General features: G+C 73.5%; 16 protein-coding genes. 14 read left to right on the top strand and 2 right to left on the bottom strand.

The window, feature by feature from the left end:
• Positions 1-40: 40 nt before the first annotated feature.
• The 12 genes from HZZ00_RS13260 to HZZ00_RS13205 all read left to right on the top strand — a co-directional run bounded on the left by HZZ00_RS13260 (position 41) and on the right by HZZ00_RS13205 (position 12,039).
• A complete protein-coding gene (locus HZZ00_RS13260) occupies positions 41-937 on the top strand; it encodes a DeoR/GlpR family DNA-binding transcription regulator (RefSeq protein ID WP_180332366.1) in 897 nt (298 codons plus the stop codon).
• A 97-nt stretch (positions 938-1,034) separates the two neighbouring features.
• A complete protein-coding gene (locus HZZ00_RS13255; RefSeq protein ID WP_180332365.1) occupies positions 1,035-1,496 on the top strand; it encodes an SRPBCC family protein in 462 nt (153 codons plus the stop codon).
• A gap of 265 nt (positions 1,497-1,761) precedes the next feature.
• On the top strand, positions 1,762-1,929 hold the full coding sequence (locus tag HZZ00_RS13250) for a hypothetical protein (RefSeq protein WP_180332364.1): 168 nt from the start codon (positions 1,762-1,764) through the stop codon (positions 1,927-1,929).
• 151 nt (positions 1,930-2,080) lie between these two features.
• Positions 2,081-3,667, top strand: a complete 1,587-nt coding sequence (locus HZZ00_RS13245) for a radical SAM/SPASM domain-containing protein (RefSeq protein WP_180332363.1) — start codon at positions 2,081-2,083, stop codon at positions 3,665-3,667.
• A gap of 109 nt (positions 3,668-3,776) precedes the next feature.
• Positions 3,777-5,660 (top strand): carbamoyltransferase C-terminal domain-containing protein, encoded by a 1,884-nt coding sequence (locus HZZ00_RS13240; RefSeq protein WP_257585775.1) that lies wholly within the window; start codon positions 3,777-3,779, stop codon positions 5,658-5,660.
• Positions 5,661-5,694: 34 nt separating this feature from the next.
• On the top strand, positions 5,695-6,597 hold the full coding sequence (locus HZZ00_RS13235) for a phytanoyl-CoA dioxygenase family protein (protein ID WP_180332362.1): 903 nt from the start codon (positions 5,695-5,697) through the stop codon (positions 6,595-6,597).
• Positions 6,590-7,882, top strand: coding sequence for an MFS transporter (locus HZZ00_RS13230; protein ID WP_257585774.1), 1,293 nt, complete (start codon positions 6,590-6,592; stop codon positions 7,880-7,882). The genes HZZ00_RS13235 and HZZ00_RS13230 overlap by 8 nt, the downstream gene beginning before the upstream one ends.
• A gap of 3 nt (positions 7,883-7,885) precedes the next feature.
• Entirely contained in the window at positions 7,886-8,821 is a 936-nt protein-coding gene (locus HZZ00_RS13225; RefSeq protein ID WP_180332361.1) for an NAD(P)/FAD-dependent oxidoreductase, read from the top strand.
• A gap of 40 nt (positions 8,822-8,861) precedes the next feature.
• Positions 8,862-9,779 (top strand): Inducer of phenazine A, encoded by a 918-nt coding sequence (locus tag HZZ00_RS13220; protein ID WP_219014004.1) that lies wholly within the window; start codon positions 8,862-8,864, stop codon positions 9,777-9,779.
• Between the two features lie 11 nt (positions 9,780-9,790).
• Positions 9,791-9,997 carry a hypothetical protein gene (locus HZZ00_RS13215; RefSeq protein WP_180332360.1) on the top strand — a complete coding sequence of 69 codons (207 nt, stop codon included), beginning with the start codon at positions 9,791-9,793 and terminating at the stop codon, positions 9,995-9,997.
• A gap of 1 nt (position 9,998) precedes the next feature.
• Positions 9,999-11,855, top strand: coding sequence for a carbamoyltransferase (locus HZZ00_RS13210; RefSeq protein WP_180332359.1), 1,857 nt, complete (start codon positions 9,999-10,001; stop codon positions 11,853-11,855).
• Entirely contained in the window at positions 11,833-12,039 is a 207-nt protein-coding gene (locus HZZ00_RS13205; RefSeq protein WP_180332358.1) for a hypothetical protein, read from the top strand. Before HZZ00_RS13210 ends, HZZ00_RS13205 begins: the two co-directional genes overlap by 23 nt.
• 76 nt (positions 12,040-12,115) lie before the next feature.
• Here the strand turns inward: HZZ00_RS13205 and HZZ00_RS13200 are convergent, their stop codons facing one another.
• Together HZZ00_RS13200 and HZZ00_RS13195 are read right to left on the bottom strand one after the other, a co-directional pair.
• Entirely contained in the window at positions 12,116-12,742 is a 627-nt protein-coding gene (locus HZZ00_RS13200; protein WP_180332357.1) for a class I SAM-dependent methyltransferase, read from the bottom strand.
• A gap of 47 nt (positions 12,743-12,789) precedes the next feature.
• Positions 12,790-13,914 carry a PLP-dependent cysteine synthase family protein gene (locus HZZ00_RS13195; RefSeq protein ID WP_180332356.1) on the bottom strand — a complete coding sequence of 375 codons (1,125 nt, stop codon included), beginning with the start codon at positions 13,912-13,914 and terminating at the stop codon, positions 12,790-12,792.
• Positions 13,915-14,225: 311 nt separating this feature from the next.
• Here HZZ00_RS13195 and HZZ00_RS13190 point away from each other — a divergent pair, with 311 nt between their 5' ends.
• Positions 14,226-14,549 (top strand): hypothetical protein, encoded by a 324-nt coding sequence (locus HZZ00_RS13190; RefSeq protein ID WP_070026522.1) that lies wholly within the window; start codon positions 14,226-14,228, stop codon positions 14,547-14,549.
• 282 nt (positions 14,550-14,831) lie between these two features.
• Positions 14,832-15,479 (top strand): ATP-binding protein, encoded by a 648-nt coding sequence (locus tag HZZ00_RS13185; RefSeq protein WP_180332355.1) that lies wholly within the window; start codon positions 14,832-14,834, stop codon positions 15,477-15,479.
• Positions 15,480-15,555 lie beyond the last annotated feature (76 nt).

Below are 15,555 nucleotides of genomic sequence, written 5' to 3'. Positions count from 1 at the left end.
GGCGTGTCGAACGGCTGGCGGCGAAAGGACCGGAGCGTACGTGAGCGAGAATCACCACCTGCTCGCGGAGCAGCGCCGCGCCCTGATCCTGGACGAGGTCCGGCGCCGTGGCGGCGCCCGGGTCAACGAGCTGACCCGCAGGCTCGGCGTGTCGGACATGACCGTACGGCGTGACCTGGACGCGCTGGCCCGGCAGGGCGTGCTGGAGAAGGTGCACGGCGGCGCGGTCCCGGTGGTCGAGGCGAGCACGCACGAGCCGGGCTTCGAGGCGAAGTCGGGTCTGGAGCTGTCGGCCAAGGAGGACATCGCGCGGGCCGCCGCCCGGCTGGTCAGCCCCGGCACCGCGATCGCCCTGTCCGGCGGCACGACGACCTACGCGCTCGCGCAGCACCTGCTGGAGGTGCCCGAGCTGACCGTGGTGACGAACTCGGTGCGGGTCGCGGACGTCTTCCACGCGGCGCAGCGCCTGTCCGGGCAGCGGCAGGGCGCGGCCACGGTGGTGCTGACCGGCGGAGTGCGCACCCCCTCGGACTCGCTGGTGGGGCCGGTGGCCGACCAGGCGATCGCCGCCCTCCACTTCGATCTGCTCTTCCTCGGGGTGCACGGCATATCGGTCGAGGCGGGACTGTCCACGCCGAACCTGGCGGAGGCCGAGACCAACCGCCGTCTGGTGCACTCGGCGCGGCGGGTGGTGGTCGTCGCCGACCACACCAAGTGGGGCACGGTGGGCCTCAGTTCGTTCGCCACGCTGGGGCAGGTGGACACCCTGGTGACCGACTCGGGCCTGCCGCAGGAGGCGCGCGCCGAGGTCTCGGAGCACCTGCGGCGGCTGATCGTGGCCGGGGAGCAGGACGCCGAGGACGCGGGCGTGGACGACGAGGGCCCGGAGGACGGCGCCGACGACGCCGAGAACACCGACGGCACCGACGACAACTGACGTTTCGGCAACTACGCTGCGCGGCACGGCACACGCACGCCTGAGACGAGCGGTTCCCCGCCTGCGCACGGGTGTTCGCGACCGAGGAGGCTTCGTCATGCCCCAGCGTCTGCGTCCGGTCGGACCGGACTTCGTCGGCCGAGCGCCGGTACGGCTGGTGTTCGGCCGGGACATCGCCGCCGCACCGGAGTCGGTGTACCAGGCCCTCGCCGAGGACGTGGCCGGCCTGCCGCAGTGGTTCTCGGCCGTGACCGCCGCCCGGTCGACGGAGGGCGGGCGCGAGGTGCGGCTGCGCGGCGGCCTCCGCTTCCGGGAGACGGTCCTGGTGGCCGAGGAGCCCGGGGTGTACGCCTACCGCGTCGACGTCACCAACGCGCCGGGTGCCCGTGCCTGGGTGGAGGAGTGGCGGCTGACTCCGGCCGGTACCGGCACCCGGGTCCGGCTGACCTTCGCGCTCGACGGCACGGCCGCCTTCCGGCTGGGCTGCCGGCTGGCCGCGCCGGGTGTGGGCGGCGCCGTCCGGCGGGCGATCGCGGCCCTGGGCCGGCGGCTGGCCTGAGCCGGCCGCCGCGGCCGTCCGCCGTCGGGTCCGGGAACCGGACCACCGCTGACGCGATATCCGATGTATTCGGCTGGCACGCGTGGGTGTATTGGTGTGCGCGGGGCGTGCACAGGAAACGAAATCCAACAGACCGGAAGATCAATACACCTGTGCGCCCGCACAACAGACGCTATTTTCCAACCATGGCCGGATGACGACTTATTGGCGGTCTCCTCTTCTGCTTCATTGGAACGCGTTGTGTCGCACCTACCGAGGAGGCCGCATGGCCGAAGTCAAGAAGGTAGTCCGCCCCGCGATCACCGCGTCGTCCCGACCCTGCGCGTTCGTCTCGCCGGACAAGGGCAACGCCCCGACCATCACTCCGGTCCGCAAGGAGGCCGAGCCCGTCTCTGCCCCCGCTGAGCAGCGGAAAGAGTGTGCGTCGGCCTGACGGCTGACGTCTTCCGGGGCCCCGGTCCACGGGCCGGGCCCCGGTCTCGCGCGAACCGGGCCCCGGACCCGGCCGGTTCGCCCCCAACGGCTCCGTGCCGCACACCGCACGACCCCTCGGAAGTCGTGAGACGCAGGGAGAAGGCTCAGCCATGCAGAATTCGATGTACCAGTCCTCGCGCTACGTCCGCACTCTTCGCACCGCAGGCGACCAGGATTTCACGTCTTTCGGCGGCCGGCTCGATTCCTACGGGGACGACGAGCGAACCATGGCCTTTCATTCACTCTTCGGAAATGCGCGCTTGATCGACCGGGACATCGTGGAGATCCTCAAAGAGGCCGCCGGGGGCGTCAGCTGGGACCGGCTGCGGGAGCGGGTGGACGAGGACTCCCTGCGCGACCTGGTGGCGGCCCGGTTCCTGGTGGAGGCGGGGCACGACGAGGCCACGGAGATCGACTCCCTGCTGGAGAGCCGGCGAAGCGCCCTCGGCAGCGGCGTGTTCCACTCCTCCATCCAGCTCGTGCTCACCAACGCGTGCAACTTCTCCTGTCAGGGCTGTTTCGCCTACAACTTCGACGGCGGCGTCGAGGAGCGCAACACCTCGGGGGAGTCGGTCAAACCCGGACCGGTCCTGGTCGAGCTGCGCCGCTCGCGCGAGGACGGCGGCCCCGCCGCCCGCCAGGACTCGGGCCCGACGCTCGCCCGGGGCGACTGGAACCACGGCACCGACGAGGGCCGCAACCCCTCGATGCACATGTCGCGGGAGGTGGCCGAGAAGACCGTCAAGGAGGCCATCGCGCTGCGCAAGGCCAACGGCGGCGGCCATCTGACGGTGTCGTTCTTCGGCGGCGAACCCACCCTGGCCAGGGGCACCATCCTGCACGTCCTGCGCACCTTCGGCGACCGCTACGACGGGGTCTCCCTCTCCTACGACCTGACCAGCAACGGCTCCCGGATCGACGACGAACTGCTCGCCGCCCTCGCCGAACACCGCGTCGACACCACCGTCTCCATCGACTACCTGGTCCCGGAGACCGGCGAGTTCCGCGGCGGCCAGCAGCAGCGCACCCCCTGGGCCGTGGTCCGCAAGGCGATCCTCGACATGAAGGCCGCCGGCGTCCCGGTGAGCATCACCTCCGTGCTCTCCCAGTACACCTGGGACAAGTGGGGCACCCCGCTCATCGACTTCGTCGCCGAGGCCGGTCTGGACACCCTGGACGTCATCGTCTCCTTCCAGGCCAAGGAGTTCTTCCAGCAGCACAGCCCGCACGACGTGGCACAGCGGCTGCTGGCCGCCGTCGACTACGGGCGCGAGCGCGGCGTCCAGCTCAGCGGCTACTGGTACCAGACCTTCCAGATGATCATCGACGACGCCAAGTGGGCCGAGCAGGCCGACTACAAGACCTGCCCCGCGGTGGGCCGCCAGCTGTCCATCGAGCCGAACGGCAGCGTCTTCGCCTGCAAGGCCACCGCCCGCAAGCTGGGCACCATCGACGACTGGCGCGGCATCTTCACCTCACCCGCCTACCAGGACTACGGCATGCGGGCCTACACCAACGGCCCCGGCTGCCAGGGCTGCGAGTTGCAGGGCACCTGCTCGGGCGGCTCCGCCGGCGCGCTGGAGGAGGAGAACGGTTCGATCCAGGTGATGTCGCCCGGCTACTGCGCCTATATGCGCGAGGTGGTCCAGGGCCTCCTGGAGCGCCACCACACCCAGAGCCTCGCCACCCTGTCCTGACCCGGGCCCCGGCCCTCCCCGCAACGGCCCGCCCGCACGCGCGGCGGGCCGCCGATCCACGATCCGGCCCCGCGACCCAGGTCCGGGCCCAGGAAGGGTGACTGGTTCCATGGCAACGATCGGCATGCACTTCGGCCACGACGCGGGCGCCGCGCTCACCGACGCCGGCGGCTACCGCGTCATCGAGGCCGAACGCCGCCTGGGCCTGCGCCATGTGTGCGGCGGCAACGGCGACTTCCCGCGGGCCGCCGCCGAGTGGCTGGCCGAACTGCGCGCACGGGCGGCGAGCCCGGTCACCCGTATCGCGGTGGCCGACTGGTACACCCCCCGCTGCCAGGTGCTGCCCCCGGCGCTGGTCGAACTCGTCGGCGAGGACGCCCGCTGGACGGCCACCGGAGGCACCGGCCTCGCGGACGCCGTGACCCGCGTGCTCAAACCCCTCGACTGGCCCCTCGCCAAGGGCTTCGGCGACATCACCCTGACCGCGGTGCGCCACCACTACGCCCACGCCGCCCTCGCCTACTACACCTCCGGCGCCCGCAAGGCGCTGGTGCTGGCGCTGGACGGCACGGGCAACTACGCCGAGTGCGGCATGGTGTGCCTCGGCGACGGCGACCAGCTCACCCCCGTGCTGTCCTTCACCAACCGCACCGGCCCCCGCTTCGGCCTGGTCTACGAGGCGCTCGCCCGGCGGATCCACGGCAGCCAGTTCGACACCGGCAAACTGCTCGGGCTGACGGCCACCGGCGAGACCGACGCCGCCCTGCTGCCCGTGCTGCGCGCCATGCTCCTGCCGCAGTCCACCCGGCGCGCCTCCCCCGACCTGTACGAGCCGCTGGACGAGGACCTGCTGACCGGCACCGCGTTGCGCTACGCCGACAGCTGGTGGGAGTACGACCCGGACAGCGGCGGCTACCTGGACGCGGGCCTGGCCGACTCCAGCGACGACGACGTCGTGCACTCCTTCGGCTCGGTCTTCCCCGACGAGATCCGCACCGCCGACGGCGCCACCACCCTGATCGGCACCTCGCCGGACGACCGTGTCTGCCGGGACCTGGCGGCGACCCTCCAGGCCGCCGTGGAGCAGGACCTCACCCGGCTGGTCACCGGCCTCAGCCGGCGCTTCCCCAGCTACGCCACGCTCTGCTACGCGGGCGGCTGCGCGCTCAACATCACCGCCAACAGCCGGCTCGCCGAGTGCGGCCAGTTCACCCGGGTGTCCGTGCCGACCTGCTGCGACGACTCCGGGATCGCGCTCGGCGCGGCGCTCGCCGTCGCCGACCCGGCCGACCGGCCCGCCCTGATCGGCCGCTCGGGCTGGACGTCGCTGGCCTACGCCGGGCCGTCGCTCGGCGGCCTGGACGCGCTCGACCAGGGCGCCGCTCCCCCGGCCGACGACCTCGTGGCCCGCGTGCGCGGCCTCGGGCTGTCCGTGCGCGGCGCGGCCGACGACGAGGAGTTCGTGGAGGACCTCGCCGACCTGCTGGCCGAACGGCGCTGCGTGGCCTGGCTGGAGGGCGGTCTGGAGACCGGCCCGCGGGCCCTCGGCCACCGCTCCCTGCTGGTCTCCGCCCACTGGCCCGGCGCCCGCAGGTACGTCTCCGAGACCATCAAACAGCGGGAGTGGTTCCGGCCGGTGGCCCCGATCTGCCCGGAGGAGGTCGCCGACCAGTACTTCACCGGCCCGCTGGACCACGCGGAGACCATGCTGTTCGCCGTACGGGTACGGCCCGACCGCGCCGAACTGCTCGCCGAGGCACGGCACATCGACGGCACGGCACGCCTGCAGACCGTACGGCCCGACACCCAGCCCCTGCTGCACCGGCTGTGCCACGCCGTCGCCGCCCGGACCGGGCTGCCCGTGCTCATCAACACCAGCGCCAACGGCGGCGGCCGCCCCATCCTCAACCACGTCGACGAGGCCCTGGAGTTGCTCACCGAGACCGAGCTGGACGCCGTGGCGCTGCCCGAACGCCGCCTGATCGCCGAGTGACCCCCGCACCCGCACCGCACCCTGGAGAGTGTCCGTGGCAGCCACCCAACTCCGAGACATCCGGAAGACCCGGCCCCTACGCGTCCTGTCCCCCGCCGACTGGGACCACTGGACGACCAACGGCTATGTGATCGTGCGTCAGGCGGTGGCGCCGGACACCGTCGCCGCCCTCGCCGAGGGCCTGTGCTCCTTCCTCGACATGCGCCTCGACGACCCCGCCACCTGGACCTCCCCGCACACCGGCAACGACCGGCTGCCGGGCCACAGCGGACTGGTCGAGATGTACAACCACCAGGCGCAGTGGGACGCGCGGCAGACCCCGCGGGTGTACGAGGCCTTCGCCGACATCTGGGACCGCGCCGACCTGTGGGTCACCATCGACTTCGCCAACGTCAATCCCCCCAACCGGGGGCCGCGCGCCTTCGACGGGTTCATCCACTGGGACGTGGACACCTCCACCGACCCGCTGCCCGTGAGCTGCCAGGCGGTGCTCTCGCTGACCCACGGCGACGAGGAGATCGGCGGCTTCCAGTGCGTGCCGGAGATCTTCGCGGAGTGGGAGAAGTGGGTGAGCGGCCAGCCCGCCGACCGCGACCCGTTCACCCCGGACATCACCGGATACACGATCACCACCCCGGAGGTCGCGCCCGGCGACCTCATCATCTTCAACAGCCTGCTGCCGCACGGCGTGCACCCCAACGTCTCCGCCGGCCGGGTGCGCATGGCCCAGTACCTGACCATGGCGCCCGCCTGGGAGGACCACGCCGACCTGCGACAGGCCCGGGTGCGGTTCTGGCGCGACCGCGTCCCGCCGCATCCGCCCGAGGGCGGCATCCGCAAGGCCGAGGCCGATCTGTACGGCCCGGCGGCGCTGACGGAACTCGGCGAGCGCCTCCTGGGTCTGCGGACCTGGGCCGAGGGGAGGGTTGTTGGCTAGCACCACCCGGCCCCTCGCCCCGCACCGCGCGAGCGCGGACCTGGGCCGTCCGTTCCGCTGGCTGTGGGCGTCCACGGCCGCCTCCAACGCGGGCGACGGCATCACCCGTACGCTGCTGCCGCTGCTGGTCGTCGCCCATCACCCGGACCCCGCGGCGGTGGCCGGGCTGACCACCGTCAACATGCTGCCGTGGCTGCTGTTCGCCCTCCCGGCCGGGGTACTCGCCGACCGCGTGGACCGGCGGCGCATCGTCCTCGTCAGCAACGTGGTCCGCGGCGCGGCCCTGCTCGGCGCGGCCCTGGTGCTCGCCACCGACCGTCCGCTGCCGCTGCTGTACGCGCTGGCGTTCCTCCTCGGCGTCGCCGAGACCCTCGCCGACACCGCGGCGCCCGCGATGCTGCCGCGGCTGGTCGAGGCGCGGCACCTGGAACGCGCCAACGGGCGGCTGTCGGCGGCCCAGATCGTGCTCAACGAGATGGTGGGACCGCCCGTCGCGGGCCTGCTCGCCGGGCTGACCGCCGCGGCCGCCCTCGCCACCGGCGGCTCCCTGTACGCCCTGGCCGCGCTGCTGCTCCTGGGCCTCGCCCCGCTCGCCGGCAACCGGCCGGCACCGGCACCGCCCGGCGCGCGTGACGGCGTGCTGCGCGACATCCGACAGGGCCTGCGTTTCGTCCTCGGGCACCGCACCCTGCGCCGCACGCTCGCCGCGAGCGCCCTGTACGGCCTGGTGTTCTCCGCGACGTTCTCGATGCTGGTGCTGCTGAGCGAGCGCACCCTGCGGCTGGGTGAGACCGGCTACGGGCTGCTGCTCGCCGCGGGGTCGGTCGGCGCCGTCGCCGGCAGCTGGCTGGCACCCCGCGCCGCCGACCGGCTGCCCACCGTACGGCTGGCCCGCTGGTCCCTGGCCGGCTCCGGGGCCGCCTACGTGATCCTCGGCCTGGTCCGCCGGCCCGAACTGACCGCGCTCGCCCTCGCCGTCAACGGCGTCTTCATGATGGGCTGGAACATCCCCGTGATGTCCCTGCGCCAGCGGCTCACCCCGGAGGACCTCCAGGGCCGGGTGATGAGCGTGTCCCGGCTGTGCTCGTGGGGCAGCATGCCCGTCGGCGCCACCCTGGGCGGCCTGCTCGCCGCCGCGCTGAGCGTGCCCGCGGTGTTCGTGGTGTGCGGCGGCGTCCTGGTCCTCGGCGCCCTGCTGCTGCTCGCCCGTCTGCACGACGAACCCCCCGCGCCCGCGGCGCCCACCGCACCACTTCCGTCCGGCCGACTCGATGACGAGGGATGACCATTGGACACGCAGCTCTATGACACGGTGATCGTCGGCGGCGGGCCCGCCGGTCTGAACGGCGCGCTTTATCTCGGCCGGTCACGCCGCCGGGTACTGCTCGTCGACTCCGGCGACGCCCGCAACATGGCCGCGGGCGTCATGCACAACGTCCTCACCAACGACGGCGCGGCCATCGCCGACTTCCGGGCCCGCGCCCTCGCCCAACTCGCCGCCTACGACGTCACGTTCCGCGACGACGAGGTGGTGTCCGCCGAGTCCGGCGGCGACCACGTGGTGGTCACCGCCAAGGAGTCCGGCACCGTCCGCGCCCGCACCCTGCTGTACGCCGCCGGGGTCCGCTCGGTACTGCCCCCGGTCCCGGGACTCGCCCCGCTGTGGGGCAAGGCGGTCTTCGAGTGCCCGTACTGCCACGCCTGGGAGGTGCGCGAGCGCCGCTTCGCCGTCTACGGCGGCGGGGTGCCCAGCGAATGCCTGGCCTCGACCCTGACCGTGTGGTCCGACGACATCACCTACCTCGCCGACGGGCGCGCGCTGCCTGAGGACGAACAGGACCGGCTCACCGCCGCCAAGGTGCCCGTCCTCACCGAGGGGGTCCGCGAGCTGCGGCCGCACCCGGAGGGCCTGGAGGTCGTCTTCGCCGACGGCCGGACCGCCTCCTACGGGGCGATGTTCCTGCACCTCGACATCGAGCCCCGGGTGGCCCCGCTGCGCCCCTGGCTCCAGGCCCCGGACCTGGAGTCCGTGCAGACCGACGAACGGGGCCGCACCAGCCTGCCCCGCCTGTACGTCGCCGGGGACCTCGGCCGGAACATGCAGCAGGCCGCCATGGCCGCGGCCAGCGGCGGACTGGCCGCCATGGCCATCAACGCCGACCTGATCCGCGAGGACCGCCCCGGCTCCCTGCCCGAGCCGCCGCCCCCGGCCCCGGCCCGCTGAGCACCCGCCCACCCCACCCAAGCCAGGGAGCCCCTTCGCGATGACCTCACCCCGTGCCGAGTTCGCCCCGCACATGGAGCACTACACCTTCGTCCTGGAGGACCAGCCGTATCTGGGCTACTTCCAGTACGGCAACGAGAAGACGCCCGTCTACACCACCGACCGGCACGGCTTCCGGGTCACCCCGGGCCCCGACGGGCAGCGGGCCACGGTCGGCGACGACCGCCCGGACGGCCCGGCACGGGTCCTCGCGGGCAGCTCCGCGGTCTTCGGCGTGGGCGCCACCGGGGACGCGGCCACCATCACCGCCCGCCTGTGGAACGCCCACGCGCCCCGCCTGCCCTGGCTCAACCTGTCGGGCCAGAGCCACAACTCGGCCCAGGAACTGCTGCTGTTCACCCTCTTCCAGCACGAACTGCCGCCCATCGAGGACATCGTGCTGCTGTCCGGCGTCAACAACCTGGTGCTGAGCAGGCTGCCCGAGGAGAAGCAGGGCCGACACGGCGCCTTCTTCGACTGCGGACCCGCCCCCGAGGTCGTCCCGCCGCCCGAGCGACGCGTCGCGCACAGCACCGAGTTGACACTCCGTCACCTCGCGGGCTGGAAGACGCTCGCGGACGGCCTCGGAGCCCGGCTGACCTTCGTGCTCCAGCCGCTCGCCCCCTGGGTGCGCGAGGAACCGCTGCCCCGGGAGAAGCTGCTCTTCGACGAGCTGGACGAGGTCTCCAACTTCCGCCGGTTCCACAACGACATCTCCACCATGGCGGTCGGCCGCGCCTACGCCGAACGGCTGTCCGCGGGATGCGCCCGGCTCGGTGTGCCCTTCCTGGACATGAACGTGGCGCTCGGCGAGGCCGCCGCGCCCGGGGACTGGCTGTTCATCGACCGTGTGCACGGCACCGATCTCGGCTACGACCTGGTGGCCCGGCAGCTCGCCCACCACCTCGACCTGGCATGAGGAGCCCCTCGATGCGCGACCCGATGAGCGAGGACAGCGGGGCGCCGCCCGCCCCGGCGGTCCACCGCCTCTCCGCCTGGCTGCGCCGCCGCGGCCGCACCCGGCCGTCCGCTCCCGCCGGCCCGCCGGAGGGGCCCGCGGACCCGCCCGCGCCACCGCCGCCGTCCCGGCTGCGCCCGCAGCCCGAGGACGACGCCTCCGTCTACCCCCTGTTCTGACATGGGCACCGGCAGCGGCGGCGGCCCGGTCCTGGGCATCTCCGCCTACTACCACGACAGCGCGGCGGCCCTGGTGGCGGACGGCGTCCCGGTCGCGGCGGCCCAGGAGGAGCGGTTCACCCGGCGCCGGCACGACCCCGGCTTCCCCGCCCACGCCGTCCGCTCCTGCCTGGACCTGGGCGGACTGCGCCTCGACGAGCTGGCGGCCGTGGCGTTCTACGAGGACCCGGCGCTGAAGTTCCGCCGGGTCCTGGCCACCTGGCTGGCGACCGCCCCGCACGGCTACCCCGTGTTCCGGCGCTCGTTCCCGCAGTGGGCCGGCTGGAAGCGGCGGGCGCTGGAGGACGTGCGGGCCCGCCTGCGCGAGCTGGCGCGGGGCCGGCCGCTCCCGCCGCTGGTGGCCTACCGGCACCACGCCTCGCACGCCGCGTCGGCCTTCTACCCGAGCCCCTATCCCTCTGCCGCGGTGCTCTGCGTCGACGGGGTGGGCGAGTGGGCGACGACGACCCTGTGGCACGGCCGGGACACCCGGCTCGTCCCGCTCGCGGAGCTGCGCTTCCCGCACTCGCTCGGCATGCTGTACTCCGCGTTCACCTACTTCTGCGGCTTCAAGGTCGACTCGGGCGAGTACAAGCTGATGGGCCTCGCCCCCTACGGCACCCCCCGCTACGCGCCCCTGATCCGGCAGCGGCTGATCGATGTGAAGGACGACGGCTCGTTCCGCCTGGACCTGCGCCACTTCACCTTCCAGTACGGGCTGACCATGGTCGGCCGGGCCTTCGAGGAACTGTTCGACGGGCCCCGCCGGACACCGGAAGGGCCCCTCACGCAAAGGGAGTTCGACCTGGCGGCGTCCGTGCAGCAGGTCACCGAGGAGGTGCTGCTGCGGCTGGCCCGCACCGCCCTGCGCCGCACCGGGGAACGGCGGCTGTGCCTGGCCGGCGGAGTCGCGCTCAACTGCGTGGCCAACGGCCGGCTGCTCGCCGAGGGGGTGTGCGACGAACTCTGGGTGCAACCGGCGGCCGGTGACGCGGGCGGGGCGCTCGGCGCGGCCCTGGCCGAGTCGCACCGCCGGGGCGCGCCCCGGGCCCATGTGCGCAAGGGCGCGGACGCGATGGCGGGCGCACTGCTCGGCCCCGGCCATGACGACCGCGAGATCGAGGAGTTCCTGGCGCGCGGCGGCTACCCCGCCGTACGGCTGCCGGAGCGGGAACTGGTCGAGCGGGTGGCGGCGGAGCTGGCGCGGGGCCGGGTGGTGGGCTGGTTCCAGGGGCGGATGGAGTTCGGCCCGCGGGCGCTGGGCAACCGGTCGATCCTCGCCGACCCGCGCGATCCGGCCATGCAGTCCACCCTCAACCTCAAGACCAAGTTCCGCGAGTCCTTCCGCCCCTTCGCCCCCGCCGTGCCGGCCGAGGACGCCAAGGACTGGTTCGATCTGCCGCGGGAGAGTCCCTACATGCTGCTGACGGCGCAGGTGGCCGCGGCCCGGCGACGGGAGTGCGGGGCCGAGGCCGACGGCGTCCGGGGTCTGGACCTGCTGCGCGTGCCGCGCTCGACGGTCCCGGCGGTCACCCATGTCGACGGCTCGGCCCGGGTGCAGACGGTGACGGCCGGGCACAATCCGCGTTTCCACGCGCTGCTCACCGCCTTCCGGGAGCGCACGGGCTGCCCGGTGCTGGTGAACACCTCCTTCAACGTGCGCGGGGAGCCGATCGTGCGCGACCCGGCGGAGGCGTACGCCTGCTTCATGCGCACCCGGATCGATCTCCTGGTCCTCGGCGACCGTCTCCTGGACAAGCGCGACCAGCCCGCGTGGCGGGAGGAGGGCGACTGGCGTGCCACGATCCCGAGGGACTGAACGGCTGCTCCGACTGGGCCTCGCCGCCCTGTACTTCGCGGTGATCACCCCGGCGGGGCTGTGCGTCCGGGCGGTGCGCGACCCGCTGCGGCGCGCCTGGGACCCCGACCGGGCGAGCTACCTGGAGCCCCCGGCCGGCATCCGGCCGCCCGCACGGGCGCCCCGAAGACGCACGGACGGCTGACGCCGCGTCCGGTGTCCGGCCGGGCGGCCCGCGGCCGGCGGGCGCACCGGCACGCGGGACGGGTCCGGCCGGGGGGTCATCCGCGGTCGGGGCGGGTCGCCGAGACCAGCACCACGCGGCGCGTGCCCAGGACCAGTACCCGGGACGCGGCGCCGGTGAATCCGCGGGCCTCGGTCCACTCGCTCGCCTCCCGCGCGTCGGCGGGCAACGGCACGTCGCCGGCGAGGAGTTCGGCGAAGCGCGGCGAGGGGCGGAAGTGCGTGGCCAGGGGCAGCGAGAACCCCACCCGGCCGCCCGGCCGCAGCGCGCGCCGCCAGTCGGCCAGGGCCCCGGCGCCCAGGAAGTGCAGCGAGGACGCGCAGAACACGACGTCGAGCGAGTGATCGGGGACCGGCAGCGGTACGGCGTCGCCCACCCGCCAGTCGATCGCCCGGGCGCTCGCCGTACCGACGGCGCGGGCCCGGCCGACCGCGACCATGCCCGGGGAGAGGTCGACGGCCAGGACGGGCTTCGCCGAGGCGGGCCGTTCGCGGGCCAGCTGGAGGGCGACGGCGCCCGCTCCGCACGCCACGTCGGCGACCGCGTCGTCCGCGCCCGGGGCCACCCGGTCGATCAGGGCCCGGGCGATCTCCTCGTGGTGCGCGTGGTCGTAGCTGTCGGCCAGCTCGTCGAAGACACCGGCCAGCTCTGCGCTCTGGATCACCGTCCGATCGTAGCCGCACGCCCCGGACCCTTCCGGGCGCGCACCTCTCAGTCCGGCCACACACCCGTGGCCAGCAGGGAGTCGATCGCCGCCGCGTACGGTGCGATGTCCAGGCCCTGCCGGGCGAGCCAGGCGTCCGAGTAGTACTTGTCGAGGTACCGGTCGCCCGGATCGCACAGCAGGGTGACGACGCTGCCGGTGCGGCCCTCGGCCACCATCTCCGAGACGATCTTCAGCGCGCTCCACAGTCCGGTCCCGGTGGAGCCGCCCGCCTTGCGGCCGATCGCCCGCTCCAGGGCCCGTACGGCGGCGACGCTGGCCGCGTCCGGGACCTTCATCATCCGGTCGATCGCGCCGGGCACGAAGCTCGGTTCCATGCGCGGCCGGCCGATGCCCTCGATCCGGGAGCCGCAGTCGCAGGTGACGTCCGGGTCGCCGGTGGTCCAGCCCTCGAAGAAACAGGAGTTGTCGGGGTCGGCGACGCAGATGCGGGTGTCGTACTGCATGTAGTGCACATAGCGCGCGAGCGTCGCCGAGGTGCCTCCGGTGCCCGCCGTGGCCACGATCCACGCCGGCTCCGGGAACCGCTCCAACTCCAGCTGGCGGAAGATGGATTCGGCGATGTTGTTGTTGCCGCGCCAGTCGGTGGCCCGCTCGGCGTAGGTGAACTGGTCCATGTAGTGGCCGCCGGTCTCCACCGCGAGGCGGGCCGACTCCTCGTACATCTTCCGGGAGTCGTCCACGAAGTGGCACCGCCCGCCGTGGAACTCGATCAGACGGCACTTCTCGGCGCTGGTCGTGCGGGGCATGACCGCGATGAAGGGCACCCCGATCAGCTTGGCGAAGTACGCCTCGGAGACGGCGGTGGAGCCGCTGGATGCCTCGATCACCGGGCGCCCGGGGCGGATCCAGCCATTGCAGAGGCCGTAGAGGAACAGGGAGCGGGCGAGACGGTGCTTGAGGCTGCCGGTGGGGTGCGTCGACTCGTCCTTCAGATAGAGGTCGATGCCCCAGCGTTCGGGCAGCGGGAAACGCAGCAGGTGCGTGTCCGCCGAGCGGTTGGCGTCGGCCTGCACCTTGCGCACGGCCTCCTTCAGCCAGCCGCGGTAGGCGGGGTCGCTGCGGTCGACGTCGAGGGTGGCGCCGGTCCGGATCTGTGGGGTGATGCTCACGGCGGGGCTCCTTACGCTCTGCGCCGACGGCGCCCATGGCGGCCGGCACCTTGAGCATAGGCATCTTTCAGACCGCTTCCCACCTGCATAAACGCATCTTTGGAGGGCCCAAAGCGACCCTGGGGCACAGGCGTACGAGAGGGCAGGCGCGGCCGGGCGCGTGCTCCGGGCCGCTGTTCCGCGCGCCCCCGCGCGCACTGGTGCTCCGTGCCGCGGCGCGGCAGACTGCACGCGTGCGGGACGATGGTCCCGCACGCGAACGGGGGCGCACACCGGAACACGGGAACACGCGCACAAGGGGGCGGCGAGGGATGGCGGAGCCGGAGTTCACTGCCAAGGGCGTGCGGATCGGCAAACGGATGCGTTCGCTCACCCGGGCCGGACAGGTCCGGATCAGCGACGGCAGGGTGGAGTTGCTCAACAGCTACGGCAGCGAGATCGACAGCGCACCGGTGCAGGCGGTGCGCGCCTCCAAACCGTGGTTCGCCCCGGACGACAAGGCACTGGCCGACCTGAACGGCGAGCGGTACCTGCTGACCCTGGGCGAGCAGGACCCGGCTCCCGGCGAGCCGGGACCGCCGGCGGCCCGCCGGTTCATCGAAGCGGTCCGCCGCGCCGCGGGACGCGGCGGCTGAGCGGCCGGGCGCCGGGCGCACCCCGCCCCGGCCGGGACGGGCGCGTCCGGCGCCGCGACGCCCGCGTGATCCCCGCCCGTCCGTACGGACGCGGCGAGTTGCGCACGGGTGCCCCCTGCGCCACGCTGGTCTCACGTCACTCTGGGTTTACCGGCGATAACGCTGCGAACCAGCCCGCCGGCCTCGACAGCAGGCGGCCGCTTTCCCGGGGGGCCTGCTGGATCCGTTGTTCTCCGTGTTTTGCCGGTTCCCTTCCGGACCTCACATCGGGGAGTCGCAGCCGTGATCAGTTACCCAAGCAGGCACTGCACGGTGGAGCTCCAAGCCCTGCCGTCGCGGATCGGCCAGGTCCGCAGAATCGTATCTGCGCAATTGCGCTACTGGCGTCTCGACCCGTTGATAGACCGTGCCGCGCTCGGCGTGACGGAGCTGCTCAGCAACGTCCACCGGCACGCCAGACCCGACAAGTCGTGCACCGTGGAGCTGGAGTTCGCGCCGGACCGGCTCACGGTGTCGGTGCGCGACCACGACCCGCGCCTGCCGGTACCGGCCGACGACGCCGACCCGGCCGACGCCACACCGCTCGCGACCTGCGGGCGGGGCCTGGCGATGGTGGCCGCGGTGAGCGAGAGCTGGGGCGCGCGACCGGACGGCGACAACGGGAAGGTCGTCTGGTTCACCCTGCCGGCGTCCTCCGGCCGGCCGGCCCATACACCCTGCCCCGCACCGGACCACCAGCCGGTGCCGGTACCGGCCGAGACCGTCGCCACGGTGCGGGCGAGCGTCACGGCGGGTGCCGTCGCGACCGCCGGGGCCGTCGCCACGACGGTCGCCGCCGCTTCGGCGGGGACCGCCACCGCGCCGCGGGCACCGGTCCCCGCGGCGGCCTCGGCCGCGAGCGGCGCGGGCGGTGGCGGCGGGCCCCGCTGACCGGTCTCCGGGCGCCCGGCGGGCGGGCGGCACACCCCGCCCGCCGGGCCCGTGCACCACGCCGATCACTGTATCT

This window comes from Streptomyces sp. NEAU-sy36 (genome assembly GCF_013423905.1).
Taxonomy (GTDB): Bacteria; Actinomycetota; Actinomycetes; order Streptomycetales; family Streptomycetaceae; genus Streptomyces; species Streptomyces misionensis.
The sequence above is the reverse complement of the archived record's forward strand: the minus strand, read 5'-3'. Positions and strand labels throughout refer to the sequence as shown.

What these genes read in the sequence shown, in the direction of transcription:
- HZZ00_RS13255 (WP_180332365.1), top strand. Translation starts at nt 1,035, where the DNA reads ATGCCCCAGCGTCTGCGTCCGGTCGGACCGGACTTCGTCGGCCGAGCG.
- HZZ00_RS13250 (WP_180332364.1), top strand. Translation starts at nt 1,762, where the DNA reads ATGGCCGAAGTCAAGAAGGTAGTCCGCCCCGCGATCACCGCGTCGTCC.
- HZZ00_RS13245 (WP_180332363.1), top strand. Translation starts at nt 2,081, where the DNA reads ATGCAGAATTCGATGTACCAGTCCTCGCGCTACGTCCGCACTCTTCGC.
- HZZ00_RS13240 (WP_257585775.1), top strand. Translation starts at nt 3,777, where the DNA reads ATGGCAACGATCGGCATGCACTTCGGCCACGACGCGGGCGCCGCGCTC.
- HZZ00_RS13220 (WP_219014004.1), top strand. Translation starts at nt 8,862, where the DNA reads ATGACCTCACCCCGTGCCGAGTTCGCCCCGCACATGGAGCACTACACC.
- HZZ00_RS13215 (WP_180332360.1), top strand. Translation starts at nt 9,791, where the DNA reads ATGCGCGACCCGATGAGCGAGGACAGCGGGGCGCCGCCCGCCCCGGCG.
- HZZ00_RS13210 (WP_180332359.1), top strand. Translation starts at nt 9,999, where the DNA reads ATGGGCACCGGCAGCGGCGGCGGCCCGGTCCTGGGCATCTCCGCCTAC.
- HZZ00_RS13190 (WP_070026522.1), top strand. Translation starts at nt 14,226, where the DNA reads ATGGCGGAGCCGGAGTTCACTGCCAAGGGCGTGCGGATCGGCAAACGG.